Consider the following 17,505-nt stretch of genomic DNA (forward strand, 5'->3'; position numbering starts at 1 on the left):
GCCTTGATACTTCGTTATTTTTATTGCCCGTAGCGCTGCTATGGGCGCAAAAAATAGCCTCGTCTCAAAACAAAACCCCTACCTCAAGAATGGTAATTTAATTTCTCACCATTCCTTACAGTTGCGACTTATCAGTAAAAAGTTATTTTTTGTTTATTCCTTCAACTAACTTGGCTATTCGTCTGCCAAAATTGATCATTGGGCGAAAGCTCTGCAAATATTGATGTTTTATACTGTAAAAATATTATTTTAGGTTAATTTATGTTTTAAAAATACGAGCTGACACTCACATATTATTTAATCCCCCCCTAATGAACAACCTGGCGAAAAGACTGATCGAAGAAAATTTGCGTACCAAAAACCCTGTCCTTGACCTTGGCAATTGTGGACTGGATGGCACTGAACCCTTACTTGAACGTCTTGAAGAGTGTAACCATTTGGAGACATTGATTTTGGGAAACTCCTGGTTTGAAGATGTCTCTCAAATCAGTACATTTGAGTTTACCCAAAATACCGATAATGACGACTACCCAAACAACTTAAGGCAACTTCCGTTGTTATTACCCAAAAACCTGAAGCGATTGGTGGCAGGATGCATCGTAGAAAAATGGGGCATACAAGACTTGTCTCCTTTGCAAAACTTGACCTCCCTGCAGCAATTGTATCTGGCCAACAATAATATCACCAATTTAGCCCCTTTAGGTCACTTAGCAAACTTGCAAGTGCTAGATGTTAGTTTCAACAATGTTGTAAATATCACCCCTTTGGCTCCCCTCAAGCAGTTGAAAAAATTTACTGCAGTAGATTGTGCTATCAATGATCTAACTCCTTTACAGCACTTAAATAAGTTGGAAAAACTAGCCCTTAATACGAATAAAATAACTGACCTGGCACCTTTGGCTCAACTGGCTAACTTAAAAGCGATTGATCTAAGTGATAATCTTATTACAGGTATTCATCCTTTGGAAAACCTTGTAAACATAAGGCAGCTTAATCTAAGTAACAACACCATTGCAGATATAACCCCTTTAGAAAACTTAGCCTTGCTGAACCGTTTATATTTAGATCATAACAACATTGTTTATTTACCATTGTTTCATCGGTTCCAAAACCTCACCCTCCTTGATTTAAACTTCAATAAAATCAGAGAGTTTCCACACGATTTTTTAAAGCCTCTGATTGGCTTGCACATTTTATACTTACACAATAATCCGATTGAAAATATTCCTTCCAGTATCACTGGTGGCAAAAACAAAGCAGACTTTATTGCCCGGTGGTTTGCCAAACAAGAAGGAAATGTATTGCCCAAACTACGTAACTACCTACAATCTATAGAAAACAAGGCAGATCGTCGCCCTCTGCACGAAGCCAAACTCATCTTTGTAGGAGTGGGTGACGTGGGCAAAACCGAATTGGCTGAGGCAATCAGTAACCCAGCCTATTCTTTTGAGCAACGCAGGACTACCACTCAAGGCATTTGTATCAAGCAGTGGCAACCACCTAATTGTGAATTGGACGACGAGGTGATTGACTTTACCGCCAATATTTGGGACTTTGCCGGTCAGGAGATCAACTATGGTACTCACCAGTTTTTTCTCACTAAAAACTCGGTGTATGTGTTTGTGTGGGAAACCCGCAAAGGTGAGCAAACCGAAGCGTTTAATTATTGGTTGCGCATTGTGTCGCTACTGTCAGACAATGCGCCTATTATAGTGGTGCAAAACAAAGTAGATGTATATGAAAGCGAAATAGACCAAAAAAACTGGAAAAAGCGCTTTCACAACATTGTAGGTTTTTTAAAAACTTCATGTAAAACTGGGCAAGGCATTGATATTTTGCGTGAGACTGTGATAGATGAACTCTTGGCGTTGCCCCATATCCGCGAGGTATGGAACAAACACCGCTTTGCTGTGCGCAAGACGTTAGAGCAATACAACGTTGACTGTATATCTAAACGCGAATACCTTAAGATTTGTGCAGAACACCAGGTAAACCGAACCGATGCGGGTTTTTTGAGTAACCAATTGCACGACATTGGCGCAATTTTGCATTTTGGCAATGAAGCCAAACTTAAAAATACAGTAGTGCTTAAGCCTCAATGGGCAACTGAAGCTGCTTATTTGCTGCGCGATAGCAAACATGTGGTACAGGGTAGGTTTAGTTTGCACGACTTGGACCACATCTGGCCCGAAGAGCGTTTTGACGATAAGCACATGTTTTTGTTACACTTGATGGAACAGTTTGAACTTATTTTTCAGCTCCAGGACGACATCAAGTACATCATTCCTGAACTGTTGCCCATTGAAATGCCCTCTCGGGTGATTTACCTGCAGCCAACTACCAACGAAGCCCGGCATCTACACTTTGAATACCACTACGAATTTATGCCCAAAGGGGTACTTAGTCGCTTTATTTGTCGTATACATAGACTTATCCACGAAGAGCTGTTCTGGAAATATGGGGTGGTACTTGCCTACGAACAAAGTTATGCGAAGGTGTTATGGGATGATACAGACATTCGCAAAACGATTGCCATTGAAGTCTGGGGACCTGAAGCTGATAAACTACTGTTTTTGATCCGAAACCACCTCGAACACATCCACGAAAAACTTAATTATCCTCCTTTGCAAGAAAAAGTGCCTTGTGTGTGTCCGGTGGGTTGCCCCCACAAAACCAAGCCGCACCTGCACGATTACCAAACCCTGCGTAAGTTTCAGGCAAAAGGCAAAAGCAAGCGGGTATGCGACAAATCAGTAGAAGATGTGTCTATTCAATCTATGCTGGAAGGCATCTTGGATAATAAAGAAGACCACACCCGGCGTTTGTTTTACTTGATTAATACCAATAATGTGGCGGGTTTTTTTGACCTGCTCGATCAAATGGGCATCCAGCAAAGTCAACTCAGTGCTTTAAAAGATGAGTTTGTGCATGGCAACACCTCTTTTCAGTTTGCCGAACGTCTGATCGTATGGGTACAAACACACTTTAGGGGGAGAGGGTGGTAAACAAAGTTTAAAAATAGATGGTCTGCCCTGTTTGAAACAGTTATACAAGCATTTACTCAAGGGTAAAGGGGCACTTTATTGTATATTCAATCATATCTGAATTTTATGAGAACCGTCCATTTCTAAATTAAGAGAGTGAGCAAAACCCCACTCTCCTAAAATTATATATCAGCCAATTTGCCAGTTTTACTTCTTATTGATCACCAAACGTGTCGTTTTTCGAGTGTTGGTGGTTGGGTCAATCACTACCATCTGGTAAGTACCCGCTTTTACGCTGGCAGGCACCGTCCAAGTACCATTGTTTTGAGTAGCAGTAAAGCTGCCCACTTTTTTTCCAGTCATCATATCATACAATACTACCTCTGCTTTTTCTACATGGTCAGCCAGTTTTACATTTACCTGATTGGTTGTAGGGTTAGGGTACACCTTTACATCCAATGTTTTTTGAGCATTAGTTAGTTTAGTTTTTTTGATAGGAAGAATTTCTTCGTCTATAGGAAGAGGCACCCGCCCACAAACAGTTTCTATACGAATAGCATCTACCTGCAACTCAGCTTGTCCATTGTTAGGAGCGGTTTTTAGTAATGGATAAATCCATAGCTGAGAGAAGTTAGCCGAAGCAGTGAAAACCACTGTTTTTTCCACCCATTTTGGATAGTTCAATCCGTCGGTAAAAATGGTTTGTTGACTACTCACCGAAGGAATCACTATCGAAGTAGTCGTTCCGCTAGGTACACCGTTGGCAGCTTTTACATAAAATGCCCCATCAGGGTTAGAAGTACGCACCCAAAATTTGACTTTATAAGTTTTACCTGCCACAAAATTTACATTGGTTACTATACCTTCGCCGCGTCCATAGTAAGACCACATCCAGGCAGAGTTTGAACCCTGACCCGGTGCACCACCAAACATACTTGGTGTTCCGTGAGACTGAGCCCAGCCATATACCAAACCACTTGAAAAAGGACGTACCCGGTCGGTTCCTTTTCTTTCTTCAAAGCTGTAGTTAGGCACCGCAATACTCATAGGAGTACAAGCAGTAATTTTGATTCCATCTACTTGTACTTCGGCTTGCCCATTGGTAGGCGCGCCTGCCAAATAAGGGTAAATCCATAGTTGAGCATAGCTTGTACTTGGGGTAAATGTAACCGAGATGTATTTCCAGTTGTTGTATACCAAGCCATTAGAGAAGATAGTTTGCTTACTACTTACTGATGGGAAAGTACTGGCGCTGCTAGTACCATTGGGTACACCGTTGGCAGCTTGTACGTAAAATTTACCATCGGGGTTATTGGTTTTCACCCAAAAATTTACCGTGTATACTGTGCCAGGGGCAAAGTTATAGTTTTGCACAATACCTTCGCCTCGTCCGTGGTAAGACCACATCCAGGCAGAGCGAAGCCCCTCACCAGGTGCTCCTCCAAAAATACTGGGCGTTCCGTGAGATTGTTTCCAGTCGGTTACTTGTCCGCTGGCAAAAGCACTGCCGTAATTAGTGCCAGTCAAAGACTCAAAACTACCATTGCTTTGTGCATAACTGTTTATGCTGATGACAGCAAAAAAAAGCAAAGCGATCAATTGAACAAATTGTCGTTTCATAGTTAGTTACTATTAAAGGTTTAGAATTATTTTGTGATATTATGTTTTGTTTTGTGTTACAAACCTAGGTGAAAACTTACATCAAAATTTAAGGCAATTCATAAACGGTAGTTTTAACTTCACGAATGGCGGGTTTGGGTTTATAAGGCTATGGAGGGACGAATAAAAATACAAAACAGTTCAAAATTTAGTTAACCAACTCAAAAACAGCACTTTAAAATATCTATTTCATAAGGTGTTTGGATAGTCAACACCGTGGAAACTATAAAACAAGCAAAGTGAATTGGTTTTTCAAAGTTGTTTTAGAGCAAATAAATCACAAGACCAACAAGGAATGTTTAATCAATATAAAAGTACACAAATGAAAGGTATATATTTATTGGCATCACTACATTTTTATACAGAATTCGCCTTGTTTTTTGGGTATATAAGTATAAAATCTTGAGTATTCTTCCTTTATAAACATACAATACTCCCTCACTTTTTTAACTTTGTCAGTTTATTCTGACATATATAACAATAGTCCATAGCCCCGACAGGGGCAAGTCCTTAGATGCCGATGCATATCGGTGCTTCAAGTCCTTGGATACCGATGAATATCGGTGCTACACCCTGTTCCACAAGTAACCACGCTTTTGTATTACACTGATTTTCAGTTATTTACAAAAAGCGTAGTTAGAAGCTGATTCGAGTAAATGTTCACCTTGTTAAATGCTGTAAACCAGTATTTTATATTGAGATTGTATACTCACTTTATTTTTAAAAGTGTTTCGGTTTTATGCCTAAACACCCAATTAAATAGTTTTTAAATTCATAAATAACTGATAACCAGCATACAACTTTGACGAAAATCACTGCGGAGTATTGTAAGGAACGATGCAAAAATAAAGTTCTATAGTTTAAGGAAATATTTTTTGGTCAGGCGAGGTCAAAAAACGCGGCATAGCCATAGCTATGGCAAGTTTTTTTAACGAAGCATGTCCAAAAAAGAGGAGGTTAAGAATGCGTATTTATTTTGACACCGTTCCTAAGCATTTCACCACAATGCAACTGTTTATTTGAGGGCGCTTGACACACAAACAGATAAAGACCACTAATAGAGAATGATTAAAGAATCTATTTTACAACAGTATGAAGCCGAAGTACAAGTGTTGAACAAAGGCGATATTTTGTTTATGGAGGGGGAAATGCCTCGCCACTATTACCAGATCAAAGAAGGAGAAATCAAGGTTTCTAATTATAACAATGAAGGCAAAGAGTTTATGCAGGGCATTTTTTATAACAAACAAAGTTTTGGTGAGCCACCTTTATTGGGTAACTTTCCTTATCCGGCTACTTCACAGGCGTTAAAAACTACCACAGTGTACAAGTTGCCCCTGCGCCGCTTTATTGAACTGCTACAAAATAATTTTGAAGTGCACTGGCAACTTACTGCTACCCTTTCGCAACGCTTGCGTTACAAGGCAATGATTATGAAAGAAATTTCCAGCCATTCGCCCGAACACCGCATACTTACCCTAATAGATTACCTGAAAAAACATACTGCGCCCACCGATCGGTTTGAGGTAAAGCTTACCCGACAACAAATAGCCGACTTGACAGGGTTGCGGGTCGAAACTGTGATTAGGGCAATCAAAAACCTGGAAGCCCAGCAAGAAGTACAAATTATTGGGCGTAAAGTATACAGGTAAAGTATACCATCAGCGATGAAGGTCAACAAGTCATTCCCCAAAAATGTACCCCATTGATTTCGATCAAATGATCGAGACGCAACGACGAGCCATCGTTCCATTTTACATACTCTACCTTGTCTTTGATGTACAAATCTACAATGGTTTTGGTAAAAACAGCTTCCTTGTTTTGAGCGTTTAGGTAGGTTACCTTGCAAAGAGTTTGTTTGACTGCCCAGGCTTCGAGGTAATCATACAAGTTACAATTAATGGGGGTATAAGGTATTGTTTTATTCATGGTAAAATATGGTTGTATTAGTAATGACAATAAAGAATAGTAGACCATCACTTATACAATCGCTATTTTGTCAATATAGTTCTACAAGGATTGTAAATAACTGGTTATAAGGTAATTAATATTAAGAATAATGCTCAACCGAAGAAGCTCTTAATAGATTTAATCGCTAAATTTTAAAACTATTTTGTTAAACATTTATTTTCTCGTTTTTACCCAATTTTACCCATTGATACAAGAACAATCCTTGGTTGTAAAAGTTCTTGAAGCGTTGATTGTTTGATTGTAAACCAAAATAATAATTCACAAAACGAGAATTTTTAAATCTATGAAAATCATAAACACCTATGCATTGTTGGCTGTATTATTTAGTAGCCTAATGGTGGCTTGTAATACCAAAGAAAAACAAAACCTTCCGGCACCAGTAACCAATCAAAGCGAAAAAATTGAAGGGTATGTCATTGTTCTGAAAGACAAATTGAGTCGCCGATTAAGCGAGCAAAGTACCGAAAAAATCGCTCAGGAGGTAATAAAAGACTATACCACCAAATCGCCCAAAGTTACCGTTTTGTCAGATCAAGGTAAATTAGCATTTAGTGCTGATATATCTTCGGAAGAACTACAAAAAATAAATCAAGATGACCGCGTAGAATTTGTGGAATACTTCAAAGGAACAAAAGCTAAGTTTCTTGATTTCCTTTTTAACCCTGTACAAACCGCAAAGTCTGTAGACCTTGACCGTTATGTAGGAAAATGGTACGAACTTGCCAGTTTTCCGCAAGACTTCAGCTCCGATTGTGAATGTACCACTGCCAATTATTCGCCTGGCGCCCTTCGAGGAATTATTAAAGTATTTAACCAATGTAATTCTACCGAAGGATCAGGGGAGGCAAGAGGAACTGCCTTTGTAATGAACCCTGGCGCCAACTCCCGATTATTGCTTACATTGCAAGACCCCTTGGTACCTGTTCCTGGCTTGTACTGGATTTTAGAAGTACGCGAAGCTTCCTCAGACAAACCTTACACATTTGCCGTAGTAAGTAATCCGTTCAGAAGTAGTTTGTTTATTCTTAGCCGCAAGCCTACTTTAGAAACCGACGAAGAAAAAGCCATTTATCAGGATATTTTGAATAAGTTAAAAAAGCAAAAGTTTGACCTTGACAAGCTTCAGACGACCAACCAGGAAAACTGTAACTTGTAATTGCAAGCAACTTCGCTATACTATACATATATGACAATCAACATTTAGAGTAAAGCCAGGGTTGTCTCATCATAATTTCAAATACCTTAAAACCCATTTTTTCTTAAAGAAAACCTGGTAAGGTTTGAATGATGAGGCAGCCCTTCTTTTTTGTCTGATAATTAAGTTAAACACTGTAGTGGATTATCAACACTACCCAAACACACTTGCAACACGTAATGAACAGAGTACCCAAGTGGTTTGCCTAATGGTTTGTCCCTTAGGAAGGGTTGGTTTTTGGCTATATTAATTAAATACAATTTGAAAAAAGATGACTTGCTATAAAACTATAGTTGCAATATTTTAATGATAGTTTGTACTGTGGCAATGGCGTGTTTTTTTTCTCTAAGGCATTGCCGATTGCTATGCTTCTTTTTGCTAGATTTGCGGAAATTAGAAAAAGATAAAACTGAAAATAATGCAAGAACAAACAGATTTTTCTATCGATGTAGTGGTAGAAATTCCCAAAGGTAGCCGCAATAAGTATGAATATGATTATGACAAAAAAATGATTCGTTATGATCGAATGCTTTTTTCTGCCATGCACTACCCCAGTGATTATGGCTTTTTTCCCGAAACATTGGCTTTAGATGGCGATGCGCTTGATGCGTTGGTTTTGGTAACCGAACCTACCTTTCCTGGGTGTTTGATCGAAGTTCGTCCGATAGGTGTATTTAACATGAGAGACGAAAAAGGACCAGATAAGAAGATATTATGTGTTCCGGTAAGTGATCCTATTTGGAATCATATCAAACGCCTGGAGGAAATTCCTCCCCACATGAAACTTGAAATTGAGCACTTCTTTCAAGTATACAAAGACTTGGAAAAGAAAAAAGTAGGAGTAGAAGGTTGGGAAGATGAAACCTCTGCCATTAAGGCAATCAAAGAGTCTCAACAAAGATATTTAGAGAGCAAGTGGAAAAAACAAAAGCACTAAGCAACTGTATCACATTCACGACTTTTCAGGCTGCGTACTTCATTGTTACGCGGCTTTTTTTGTATCACCGCATCAGGTTGGTGCGTAGAAGTAAATATACCTTAGTAAATAGGGGCAGGTTTACTGTTTCATGTCTAAACCAACAGAAACTTGTTGAGTAGAGGGGACAGTAGTTTTTGTCCTTAGGAATGGTACCAAAATAAATTTACATTCTTAACCTCATCTTTTGAGGCTATACTTTGTTAAAAAATAGCCGAATAGCGCTGCTATTAGCCGATTTTTTGCCGCGTATAGCAACAAAATATTTTAGCGTTACTATAGAAATTTATTTTTACACCATTCCTTAGCTTCTGATAACTGTTTGAAGATACCAGGGAATGAAAAACTATATACTGTGTTTTTTGTTGATTTTTACATAAATTTACTATTCTGACTAAAAAATATTTTGAAACCGTACACTTTTTTATATTAGGCGTTTCTTGTCTTTTTTGCTGGTTTTACAACATAAAAATGGACGTTGATCTGCTAAGTTGTAGGGTAAAGCCGAATTTCGTGTACCTCAGGCATCCGTTCATTTTTTTCTTTAGCTAAAAAAACGAACCAAAAAAAGCCACCGCTGTAGTTTGATCGCTAAAATTTAATCCATTGCGCCTAAAATGCTCAAACATTCGCTCGTGCCTCGCTCAGTGATCATTTTTTAACGGCTTCATTGCTTAAATTTCTTCACGCTAACAAACTAAGGCGGAAAGAAAGACCTTGTTATTCAAGCACTTTTAAAGTTGATAAAGTTAGCTTCTAAGCAAATATTAATAGCTAAAAATTAGTGTACGGTTTCAAAAAAAATATTACACAAAATCTGGTTTGCGTGAAAAGTTACAATGAACTTAAAATAAGTTCAATAAATAATGCTCACACAGCTATTACTTCATACTACTTTAATAAAACGAAAAAGTGCTCCAAAGCAACAAAATAACTTGTTGACGAACGAGCCATAGAGGTTGTTTAATGAAGTGGATTATTTTTGTAGTTTTATATCTAAATTACCCATGTTTTTAGCACTATTGAGTTTTATTTTAGGCTTCTGTTCTTTGTTCAATCCCTGCTTGCCTCACCATCAGGCATGCCCTGCATTGTGTTGTGTTATTCCTGCAAGCGATACTACCAAAGCTACACCTTATACTATTATTCGTGCCATTACCATTACTGGAAACAAGAAAACTAAACGTAGAATTATTCTAAGAGAGTTGGATGTTCACCCAGGTGATAGCTTGCTCAATCACCGCATAGACACGGTGTTGTTGACCAATAAAAACAAGATTTTTAATACCAACTTGTTCATTACTGTAGACTTGATCCTACAAAACAAAGAAGGAAACGTGGCCGACTTACATATTAAACTCAAAGAACGGTGGTATTTTTTTCCTGCCCCTTTGTTCGAACTGGTAGACCGCAACTTCAACGAATGGTGGCATCAACGCAACCGCGACCTCACCAGGGTGCGTTACGGCATTCGGCTTACTCAAGACAATGTATTTGGACTTAACCAAAAACTGGAACTACTTTTCCTGACAGGTTTTGTCAATCAATACAGCGTAAGCTACAGAATGCCTTATATAGACCGGGCACAAAAAATGGGGTTAAGTTTCCAAGTATCTTATACCCAAAACAAGTCTATTCCTTACCGCACCGAAGGACACCAACTTGACTTTTTAGAAAGTGAAAAAATTCTCAAAGAACAGTTTTCGTCTGCGGTATCGTTGCGCAGGCGCAGCAAGTTTTACGACTTTCATACAATAGCTCTTTCGTACCATCAGTCTAAACTTGCCGATACCATTCCCCAAATTAACCCATTGTATTTTTTAGATGGCAATAACACCCAAAAGTATTTTAAGCTTCAGTACACATTTGAACACAACAAAACTGACATCAACGCCTATCCGCTGAATGGTTCTATCTACAGAGGATCTATTGAAAAGTATGGGCTGGGTTTTTTCAACGATGTAGACATGCTTGCTACTACCTTTACAATGGCCAAATACAAACGTTTGGGGCGTGGTTTTTTTGCCGATGTATTGTTGCGTGGGCGTTATTTATTGCACCAACGGCAACCTTATTCTATATCCAGAGGGTTGGGGTATGGCAATAACCTGTTGAGAGGGTATGAGTTTTACGTGCTTGATGGGCAACACTTTTTCCTGAACCGCAACACACTTAAGTTTCGTTTTGTAAACACACGCAAAGAACTAGGTTTTATACCTATTCCTCAGTTTAGAACCTTACCTTTGGCAATGTATTTTACTTTTTATTTCGACACTGGCTATGTGTCCGACAGGTTTTTTACCGAAGTGAATAACCGCTTTACCAACCGTTTTATTTATGGAACAGGGGTAGGTATAGACATTGTAACCTACTATAACATGATTATCCGTTGCAATTATGCGCTCAACTCTGGGCTTGAGCACGGATTTTATATTACTTTTAGCGCCGATTTATAACCCATTTTTTACAATGAAGTATTGTTTTACCCTGCTGATTTGCTTATTGGCAAGTATTGTATACGCACAAGGTTCGTTAAAACACGCTCCCTTTTTTGACGATTTTGACAACAATCAACACGGTTGGTATGAGTTTGATGAAAAGGAAGCCACCGGGAAAATAGAAAAAGGACAGCTTTTTTTCTCACACCATCGCACTACCGGATCTTGGTCTTTGTGGAATACGGTCAAGATAAATGAAACTAAAAACTTTAGCATCGAAGCCAAGATTCGTTTTTTGGGCGGGTTCACCAAACACGGTTATGGTATCATCTGGGGCGCAAACGACCTCGAAAACAAATATTTTTTCATTGTCACTAGTTTGGGTTTTTATACCATCAGAAAAGTAGAAGCAGGCAAAATCAAAGATATTAAGCCCTGGACTCCCAATGTTTACATCAATCAAGGAAACAGTGAAAATACTTTCACCATCAAAAAAGCAGGCAATAGTATGTTATTTTATATCAATCAAGAGCTGCTTTTTGTATCAGATAATTACCCGTTTTTGGGTGATAAAATAGGGTTTACACTTGCGCATAACATGAAGATAGCCGTAGACTACCTCAAAGTAACACAATAACAAATAAATGCTCCTTTTAGGGCAGTGCTGCAATGTTGACTTTCCTTTTTTCTTCTTGCTCTACACCACGTCCTATCTTTATTGCCTCACGATCGTTTGCTTTTCATTTACCCATTGCCTTTACCTTGGGCTCTTTTTCAATATAAAAAACACTCATTAAGGGAACAGTGTTAGTGCTTAGGGGATTTGTGTTATTCGATGATAACTATTTTGCAGATATTTGTAACATCAAAATAAAAAAATATGGGGCAGGAAATAATCAAAATACAATCAATTAGTCAACTACACAATATGGCAGGCTTCGAGAAGCCCAAACATCCACTAATTAGTGTGGTAGACGTGTCAAAGATCAAAATCAACAAAGACTTACTCAATGTAAAGCTGTCGCCTAATTTGTATTATATTGGGCTCAAAAGTGCCGACTGTGGAATGCAGTATGGGCGCAATCATTATGATTTTTCGGAGGGAGTGCTCGCTTTTCAAAGCCCAAATCAGGTAGTGGCCATTACCTCTGAAACTGAGTTTGACAACGAACAAGGTTGGATGTTGTTTTTTCACCCCGACCTGATTCGTACCACGCCCCTGGGCGAAAATATAGAAGGTTACTCTTTTTTCTCTTACGATGTACACGAAGCCTTGCACCTGTCGGACAAAGAAAAGAACACCTTGAACGACTGCGTAGAGAAAATAAAGGAAGAGTACAACGAACGCATCGATAATCACAGCCACCGGGTCATTATATCTACCCTAGAGTTATTACTTAACTATTGCCTTCGGTTTTATGAGCGGCAGTTCAATACCCGCACCGCCAAAAATAAAGACATTGTAACCCAGGTAGAAAACACCCTAAAAGATTACTACAAAACAGGGCAACTACCCGAATACGGGGCGCCTTCTATTCATTATATTGCCGATAAGGTGCACTTGTCGCCTACTTATCTAAGCGATTTGCTCAAGAAGGAAACCGGGCGTAGCGCCAAAGATCATATCAACGATTTTTTGGTAGACAAAGCCAAAACTTTGCTTTTAAGTACCGAAGACTCAGTATCAGAGATTGCTTACACGCTGGGGTTTAATTACCCACACTACTTTAGTCGTTTGTTCAAAAACAAAACAGGGTTTACTCCCCAAAAATACCGCGAAGTAGGCTAACACCCCGTTACGAATCTGTAAATACCAGTACATCAATAGACGATAATTTGAGTGCTCAAATCAATTGGTGGTCTTTTGCCTATGCCTAAAAATTATTTTCGACACATTCCTTGAAAACTATGAATCAGATAGATAAAACAAAACCTGTATTGGTAACTGGTGCCACCGGATATGTAGCCGGATGGTTGGTAAAAAAACTATTGGAAGAAGGGATCACGGTACACGCTGCAGTGAGAAACCCGCAAAAACAAGAAAAACTACAGCACTTAAATAAGCTCGCCGCTGAGTTGCCTGGGTCTATCAAATACTTTCAGTCAGACTTGCTACAGGAAGGCTCCTACACCGAAGCAATGGCGGGTTGTGAACTGGTCTACCATACTGCCTCGCCTTTTGTGACCGATGTAAACGACCCACAAAAAGACCTGATTGACCCAGCAGTAAAAGGCACACAAAACGTGCTCGAAACCGCCAATAATACTCCCTCGGTCAAACGGGTAGTGGTTACTAGCAGTTGTGCTGCCATTTATACCGATGCTATAGACTGCCAAAACGCACCTGGTGGAGTACTGACTGAGGAGGTTTGGAACACGACGGCATCGTTAGACTATCAGCCTTACGCTTACTCAAAAACCCTGGCCGAAAAGAAAGCCTGGGAGCTTAACAAAACGCAGGCACGCTGGGACCTCGTAACCATTAACCCGTCGTTGGTGTTAGGACCTCCACTGAACCCCAAAAGTGTTACTTCAGAAAGTTTCAATATATTGAGACAGCTGGGAGATGGTACCATGAAAATGGGTGCCCCAAAAATCGGCATTGGTTTGGTAGATGTGCGTGATGTAGCCCAGGCACATTACAACGCAGGGTTTAAACCCACCGCCAAAGGACGTTATATTACCTCAGGGCATAACACCAATTTTCTGGAGCTGGGCACTACCTTGTTGCCCAAATACGGCAAAAAGTTTCCTTTGCCCAAAAAAGCCCTGCCCAAGTGGTTGTTAATGATAGTGGGACCTATGACCAACAAGTTGTTTACCCGCAAGTTTATTCGCAACAATGTAAACCATTCGTGGACAGCCGACCACTCAAAAATCAAAGAAGAACTAGACATTGAATTTACTCCGCTCAAAGCTACCATGGAAGATACTTTTCAGGCATTGGTAGACGAAAAAATACTACAGCCCAAATAAAGAAACAAGGGAACAAATACAGCGTGGTGTTGTAAAAGAAAGTCCACTAAAAAGTAACCAACTACTGCCAAATACTTTGGCTTGGCTTAAGCTGACTGGCTTAAGCCTTTTTTGGTTAAAAACGCAAAAAAAACGCTTTCAGTCATTGTAATGCACTTTTTGCAAAGCAGAAATGGTCTCCCCTACCTGTAATATATGCTCATAAAAAAGAAGGGAAGAGAGGGCTCTCTTACCAAAAACAAAAAAAGCCACCAGTACAGTTTTAAAGTTGTTTTACCCGACTTACGATTAGATAAGAGCACCTGGCCAAAAATTGACGTTCACCTTTTGCAACACCTTGATTCTAAAAAACAAAACAAATTGATTTTAAATTTATTTGTTACAGCTCAAATTGCTGGTTGGGTATTGGAGCTGTTTTCACAAGAGCTTAACCGAACTAAAAGAACATTATTTTTTTAAAATCAAATAGTTAAGCTGGGCTTAATTATTTGTACGCTCCTTGCCTTGTGGGTACACAGCCCAATATTTTCGCTTGGGTGCTTGCATTACTTTTAATCAAACATTTTGTTTAACTATTCATTCCAGAATGCCTATTTGCCCTGGTTGTAATATATACCATCAAACAACAGGGATTGATAGCAACGTATAGCAAAAAACTTCAAAAGCTGGCAAAAACAGTTTTTGCGTTACACTGTGTTGGGCTGCTTTGCCACCTATTGTAAATTACCCCACAGACACTCAATTATTACTTAATCACCTTTCCTTAATTATGTTCAAGTGGACATCCTACGCTTTTGTACGTTTCACGTTCTTTTTTATTCTGGGTATTTGCTTTGGTTTATACAAACCACCCACCAGTATCAAGCTGTGGCATTTGCTTTTTTATGGTAGCGGTGCAGCATACATAGTTGTATTCTTTATTTCCCGTTTTTTTCATCGCTTCGCCTTTACTCCAGTTACTGGGTGCTTAGCGGGTTTGATGCTTTTTTGTTTTGGCATACTCAGAACATTTCAGGTAACCGAAGCCCACCATCCACAACATTTGTTACACCAACCCGACACCATTACTCACTACCTTGCCGTGGTGCAGAATTCTTTACAAAAGAAAACTAAAAGTTATCGTACAAGGTTGCGCGTCTATCAAGCAAAAGTGAAAGGTAACTGGGTGCCTGCTGTAGGTCAAGTACTACTTTATATCAAAAAAGACAGCCTTGCTCCGGTGCCTCGCCTGCAATATGGGCAAGTACTGTTGGTGCAAGGCACTCCCTTACGAGTAGCGCCACCCAAAAACCCCGAACAGTTTAACTATCGGCGTTACCTGGCACAGCAAAATATTCATCATCAACACTTTGCTACCTCATTAAATTACCAAGTCATTGACACCTCGTCGGTGCATTCAGTACTGACCCTGTCAGAAACTTTGCGTAGCTATTGCGATGCCCAACTAAAGGCTTTGGTCAAAGGTTCACAAGAGTATGGCATTGCTACCGCCTTATTGCTAGGTGTCAAAGATCACATAGACAGCGACATAAAAAACGCTTATTCTGGGGCAGGGCTTATGCACTTGCTGGCCGTGTCGGGGTTGCACATAGGTTTTATTTACCTTATTCTTCACTTGTTGCTTAAGCCCCTCAAACAACTACCTGGTGGTGAGCTATGGTACCTGCTCACTATGGTGGGCTGCTTGTGGTTGTATGCCTTTATTACGGGGCTATCGGCATCGGTAATGCGTGCCGTGACTATGTTTTCGGTTATGGCTGTAGCCAAAGCTACCAACAGGCGCACCAATATTTACAATACACTTGCAGTGTCGGCGTTTGCTTTGTTGGTTTACAATCCACTCATGGTTACTTCTGTAGGTTTCCAATTGTCTTATATTGCAGTAGCAGGCATTGTATACATACAACCCAAAGTATATCAATGGCTACATTTTACGCACTGGTTACCCGATTATTTATGGCAACTCACGTCGGTATCTATAGCAGCTCAGATTGCCACTTTTCCGTTGGCACTGTATTACTTTCATCAGTTTCCCAATTATTTTTTACTGTCCAATTTGCTCGTTTTGCCATTAGCTCCGGTGTTGTTGGTATTGGGTATTTTTACTTTGCTTTTGTCTTTTGTACCTTGGCTCAGCGAAATACTGGGTTATTTGCTCAGGTTGTTTATAGAAACCCTCAACATGGTCATTGTTGCCCTTAATAAACTACCCCTGGCAATTACCGAAGGAATTTATTTACGCACGGCAGACCTTTGGCTGATTTATGTAAGCGTGATCAGCTTTTTTTGGGTATTTCAGTACAAAAAGTTATACTATCTAAAAATCTCGGTAGGCTGTATACTGGTATTGGCAGGCGCCAGACTATACAACAATCATCAATGCCAGCAACAGCAGGAGTTTGCCATTTTTCAACTCAACAAACACCCCCACCTACAGTTTACTCAAGGTACTCAAAGTTTTTTTATTGCCAAGGCGGGTTTGCAGCATGAGCATCAAACACTGGGGTTCAATATTGATACCTATTTATGGAGCAAGGGCATCAGGCAACGGGTATTTTTAGATGCCCGGCAAAACCAAGAAAATAAAGAGATAGGGTTTGCTTACCGCAAAAAAGAAAAGTATGCTTTGTTATACTGGAGAAGTAAAAGTTTTTTGATTTTGCAGAAATACCTGCGTTACCGCGAATTAAAAAAGTTCAAAAGTATCAAAACCGACTATCTAATCATTCAAAACAGAGCAGTATGGAGCCTTGCCAGGCTTTGCAAAGTGATACAACCAACCCATATCATCATTGACGACTCCAACGGTTTTTATCGTGGACGTAAGCTTTACAAGGAAGCCCAGCACCTGGGCGTACCCTGTACTTGGATAACCCAGAACGGGGCGTTTATTCTGAGGCAGTAGCCAAAGGATTGCCTTATGGTCAAGGTTCTGACATTATATCTATTTTCAGTATTCCGAAAAACGAGCGTAGAAGCTTATTCTGCGATTACCCCGCTGTGTCAAGTCTTCCCGCAGGGCGACTTGACACTATTAATGAATAGAAGTCTTCTGACTTCTCCTCCGAGCTTATTCTACGATTATTAATAACACATTGTCCAGAGCTTAAAAGAGCCGTGCAGGTGTTAAGTCGGGGGAATTAAACTAACGAGCAAGGAAGTCGAAAGACTTCCCCCTATTAAGACTTTCAAGTCTCCTTCGGAAGACTTAAAAGAGCGGTGCAAAATACCGCTGTGTCAAGTCTTCCCGCAGGGCGACTTGACACTATTAATGAATAGAAGTCTTCTGACTTCTCCTCCGAGCTT

11 protein-coding genes are annotated in these 17,505 nt (G+C 39.7%); 9 read left to right on the forward strand and 2 right to left on the reverse strand.

Annotation, left to right across the window (positions count from 1 at the left end; all coding sequences use genetic code 11):
- Nucleotides 1–311 precede the first annotated feature (311 nt).
- Nucleotides 312–3,005, forward strand: a complete 2,694-nt coding sequence (locus Q0954_RS27780; protein ID WP_299463033.1) for a COR domain-containing protein — start codon at nucleotides 312–314, stop codon at nucleotides 3,003–3,005.
- Between the two features lie 186 nt (nucleotides 3,006–3,191).
- Here the strand turns inward: Q0954_RS27780 and Q0954_RS27785 are convergent, their stop codons facing one another.
- Nucleotides 3,192–4,604 (reverse strand): T9SS type A sorting domain-containing protein, encoded by a 1,413-nt coding sequence (locus Q0954_RS27785; protein ID WP_299463035.1) that lies wholly within the window; start codon nucleotides 4,602–4,604, stop codon nucleotides 3,192–3,194.
- A gap of 1,103 nt (nucleotides 4,605–5,707) precedes the next feature.
- Between Q0954_RS27785 and Q0954_RS27790 the strand changes: the two genes are divergently transcribed.
- On the forward strand, nucleotides 5,708–6,295 hold the full coding sequence (locus tag Q0954_RS27790; RefSeq protein WP_299463037.1) for a Crp/Fnr family transcriptional regulator: 588 nt from the start codon (nucleotides 5,708–5,710) through the stop codon (nucleotides 6,293–6,295).
- Between the two features lie 22 nt (nucleotides 6,296–6,317).
- Here the strand turns inward: Q0954_RS27790 and Q0954_RS27795 are convergent, their stop codons facing one another.
- Nucleotides 6,318–6,572 carry a hypothetical protein gene (locus tag Q0954_RS27795; RefSeq protein ID WP_299463040.1) on the reverse strand — a complete coding sequence of 85 codons (255 nt, stop codon included), beginning with the start codon at nucleotides 6,570–6,572 and terminating at the stop codon, nucleotides 6,318–6,320.
- Between the two features lie 325 nt (nucleotides 6,573–6,897).
- Here Q0954_RS27795 and Q0954_RS27800 point away from each other — a divergent pair, with 325 nt between their 5' ends.
- The 7 genes from Q0954_RS27800 (at nucleotide 6,898) to Q0954_RS27830 (ending at nucleotide 17,104) form a co-directional block, all read left to right on the forward strand.
- Nucleotides 6,898–7,770 (forward strand): lipocalin family protein, encoded by an 873-nt coding sequence (locus Q0954_RS27800; protein ID WP_299463043.1) that lies wholly within the window; start codon nucleotides 6,898–6,900, stop codon nucleotides 7,768–7,770.
- Between the two features lie 457 nt (nucleotides 7,771–8,227).
- Nucleotides 8,228–8,746 (forward strand): inorganic diphosphatase, encoded by a 519-nt coding sequence (locus Q0954_RS27805; protein ID WP_299463046.1) that lies wholly within the window; start codon nucleotides 8,228–8,230, stop codon nucleotides 8,744–8,746.
- Nucleotides 8,747–9,792: 1,046 nt separating this feature from the next.
- Entirely contained in the window at nucleotides 9,793–11,241 is a 1,449-nt protein-coding gene (locus Q0954_RS27810; RefSeq protein WP_299463049.1) for a BamA/TamA family outer membrane protein, read from the forward strand.
- Nucleotides 11,242–11,254: 13 nt separating this feature from the next.
- A complete protein-coding gene (locus Q0954_RS27815) occupies nucleotides 11,255–11,860 on the forward strand; it encodes a hypothetical protein (RefSeq protein WP_299463052.1) in 606 nt (201 codons plus the stop codon).
- A 243-nt stretch (nucleotides 11,861–12,103) separates the two neighbouring features.
- Complete coding sequence (locus Q0954_RS27820; protein WP_299463055.1) at nucleotides 12,104–13,012, forward strand: AraC family transcriptional regulator; 909 nt, start codon at nucleotides 12,104–12,106, stop codon at nucleotides 13,010–13,012.
- Between the two features lie 119 nt (nucleotides 13,013–13,131).
- Nucleotides 13,132–14,199 carry an NAD-dependent epimerase/dehydratase family protein gene (locus tag Q0954_RS27825; protein ID WP_299463058.1) on the forward strand — a complete coding sequence of 356 codons (1,068 nt, stop codon included), beginning with the start codon at nucleotides 13,132–13,134 and terminating at the stop codon, nucleotides 14,197–14,199.
- A gap of 769 nt (nucleotides 14,200–14,968) precedes the next feature.
- Nucleotides 14,969–17,104 (forward strand): ComEC/Rec2 family competence protein, encoded by a 2,136-nt coding sequence (locus Q0954_RS27830; protein ID WP_299463061.1) that lies wholly within the window; start codon nucleotides 14,969–14,971, stop codon nucleotides 17,102–17,104.
- Nucleotides 17,105–17,505: the final 401 nt, after the last annotated feature.

Source organism: uncultured Microscilla sp. (assembly GCF_947493425.1).
GTDB lineage: Bacteria > Bacteroidota > Bacteroidia > Cytophagales > Microscillaceae > Microscilla.

Bases quoted from the DNA above. Each gene is read 5' to 3' on its own strand.
- Q0954_RS27830 (WP_299463061.1), top strand. From the start codon at position 14,969: ATGTTCAAGTGGACATCCTACGCTTTTGTACGTTTCACGTTCTTTTTT.
- Q0954_RS27785 (WP_299463035.1), bottom strand. From the start codon at position 4,604: ATGAAACGACAATTTGTTCAATTGATCGCTTTGCTTTTTTTTGCTGTC.
- Q0954_RS27820 (WP_299463055.1), top strand. From the start codon at position 12,104: ATGGGGCAGGAAATAATCAAAATACAATCAATTAGTCAACTACACAAT.
- Q0954_RS27825 (WP_299463058.1), top strand. From the start codon at position 13,132: ATGAATCAGATAGATAAAACAAAACCTGTATTGGTAACTGGTGCCACC.
- Q0954_RS27805 (WP_299463046.1), top strand. From the start codon at position 8,228: ATGCAAGAACAAACAGATTTTTCTATCGATGTAGTGGTAGAAATTCCC.
- Q0954_RS27795 (WP_299463040.1), bottom strand. From the start codon at position 6,572: ATGAATAAAACAATACCTTATACCCCCATTAATTGTAACTTGTATGAT.
- Q0954_RS27810 (WP_299463049.1), top strand. From the start codon at position 9,793: ATGTTTTTAGCACTATTGAGTTTTATTTTAGGCTTCTGTTCTTTGTTC.
- Q0954_RS27815 (WP_299463052.1), top strand. From the start codon at position 11,255: ATGAAGTATTGTTTTACCCTGCTGATTTGCTTATTGGCAAGTATTGTA.
- Q0954_RS27800 (WP_299463043.1), top strand. From the start codon at position 6,898: ATGAAAATCATAAACACCTATGCATTGTTGGCTGTATTATTTAGTAGC.
- Q0954_RS27790 (WP_299463037.1), top strand. From the start codon at position 5,708: ATGATTAAAGAATCTATTTTACAACAGTATGAAGCCGAAGTACAAGTG.
- Q0954_RS27780 (WP_299463033.1), top strand. From the start codon at position 312: ATGAACAACCTGGCGAAAAGACTGATCGAAGAAAATTTGCGTACCAAA.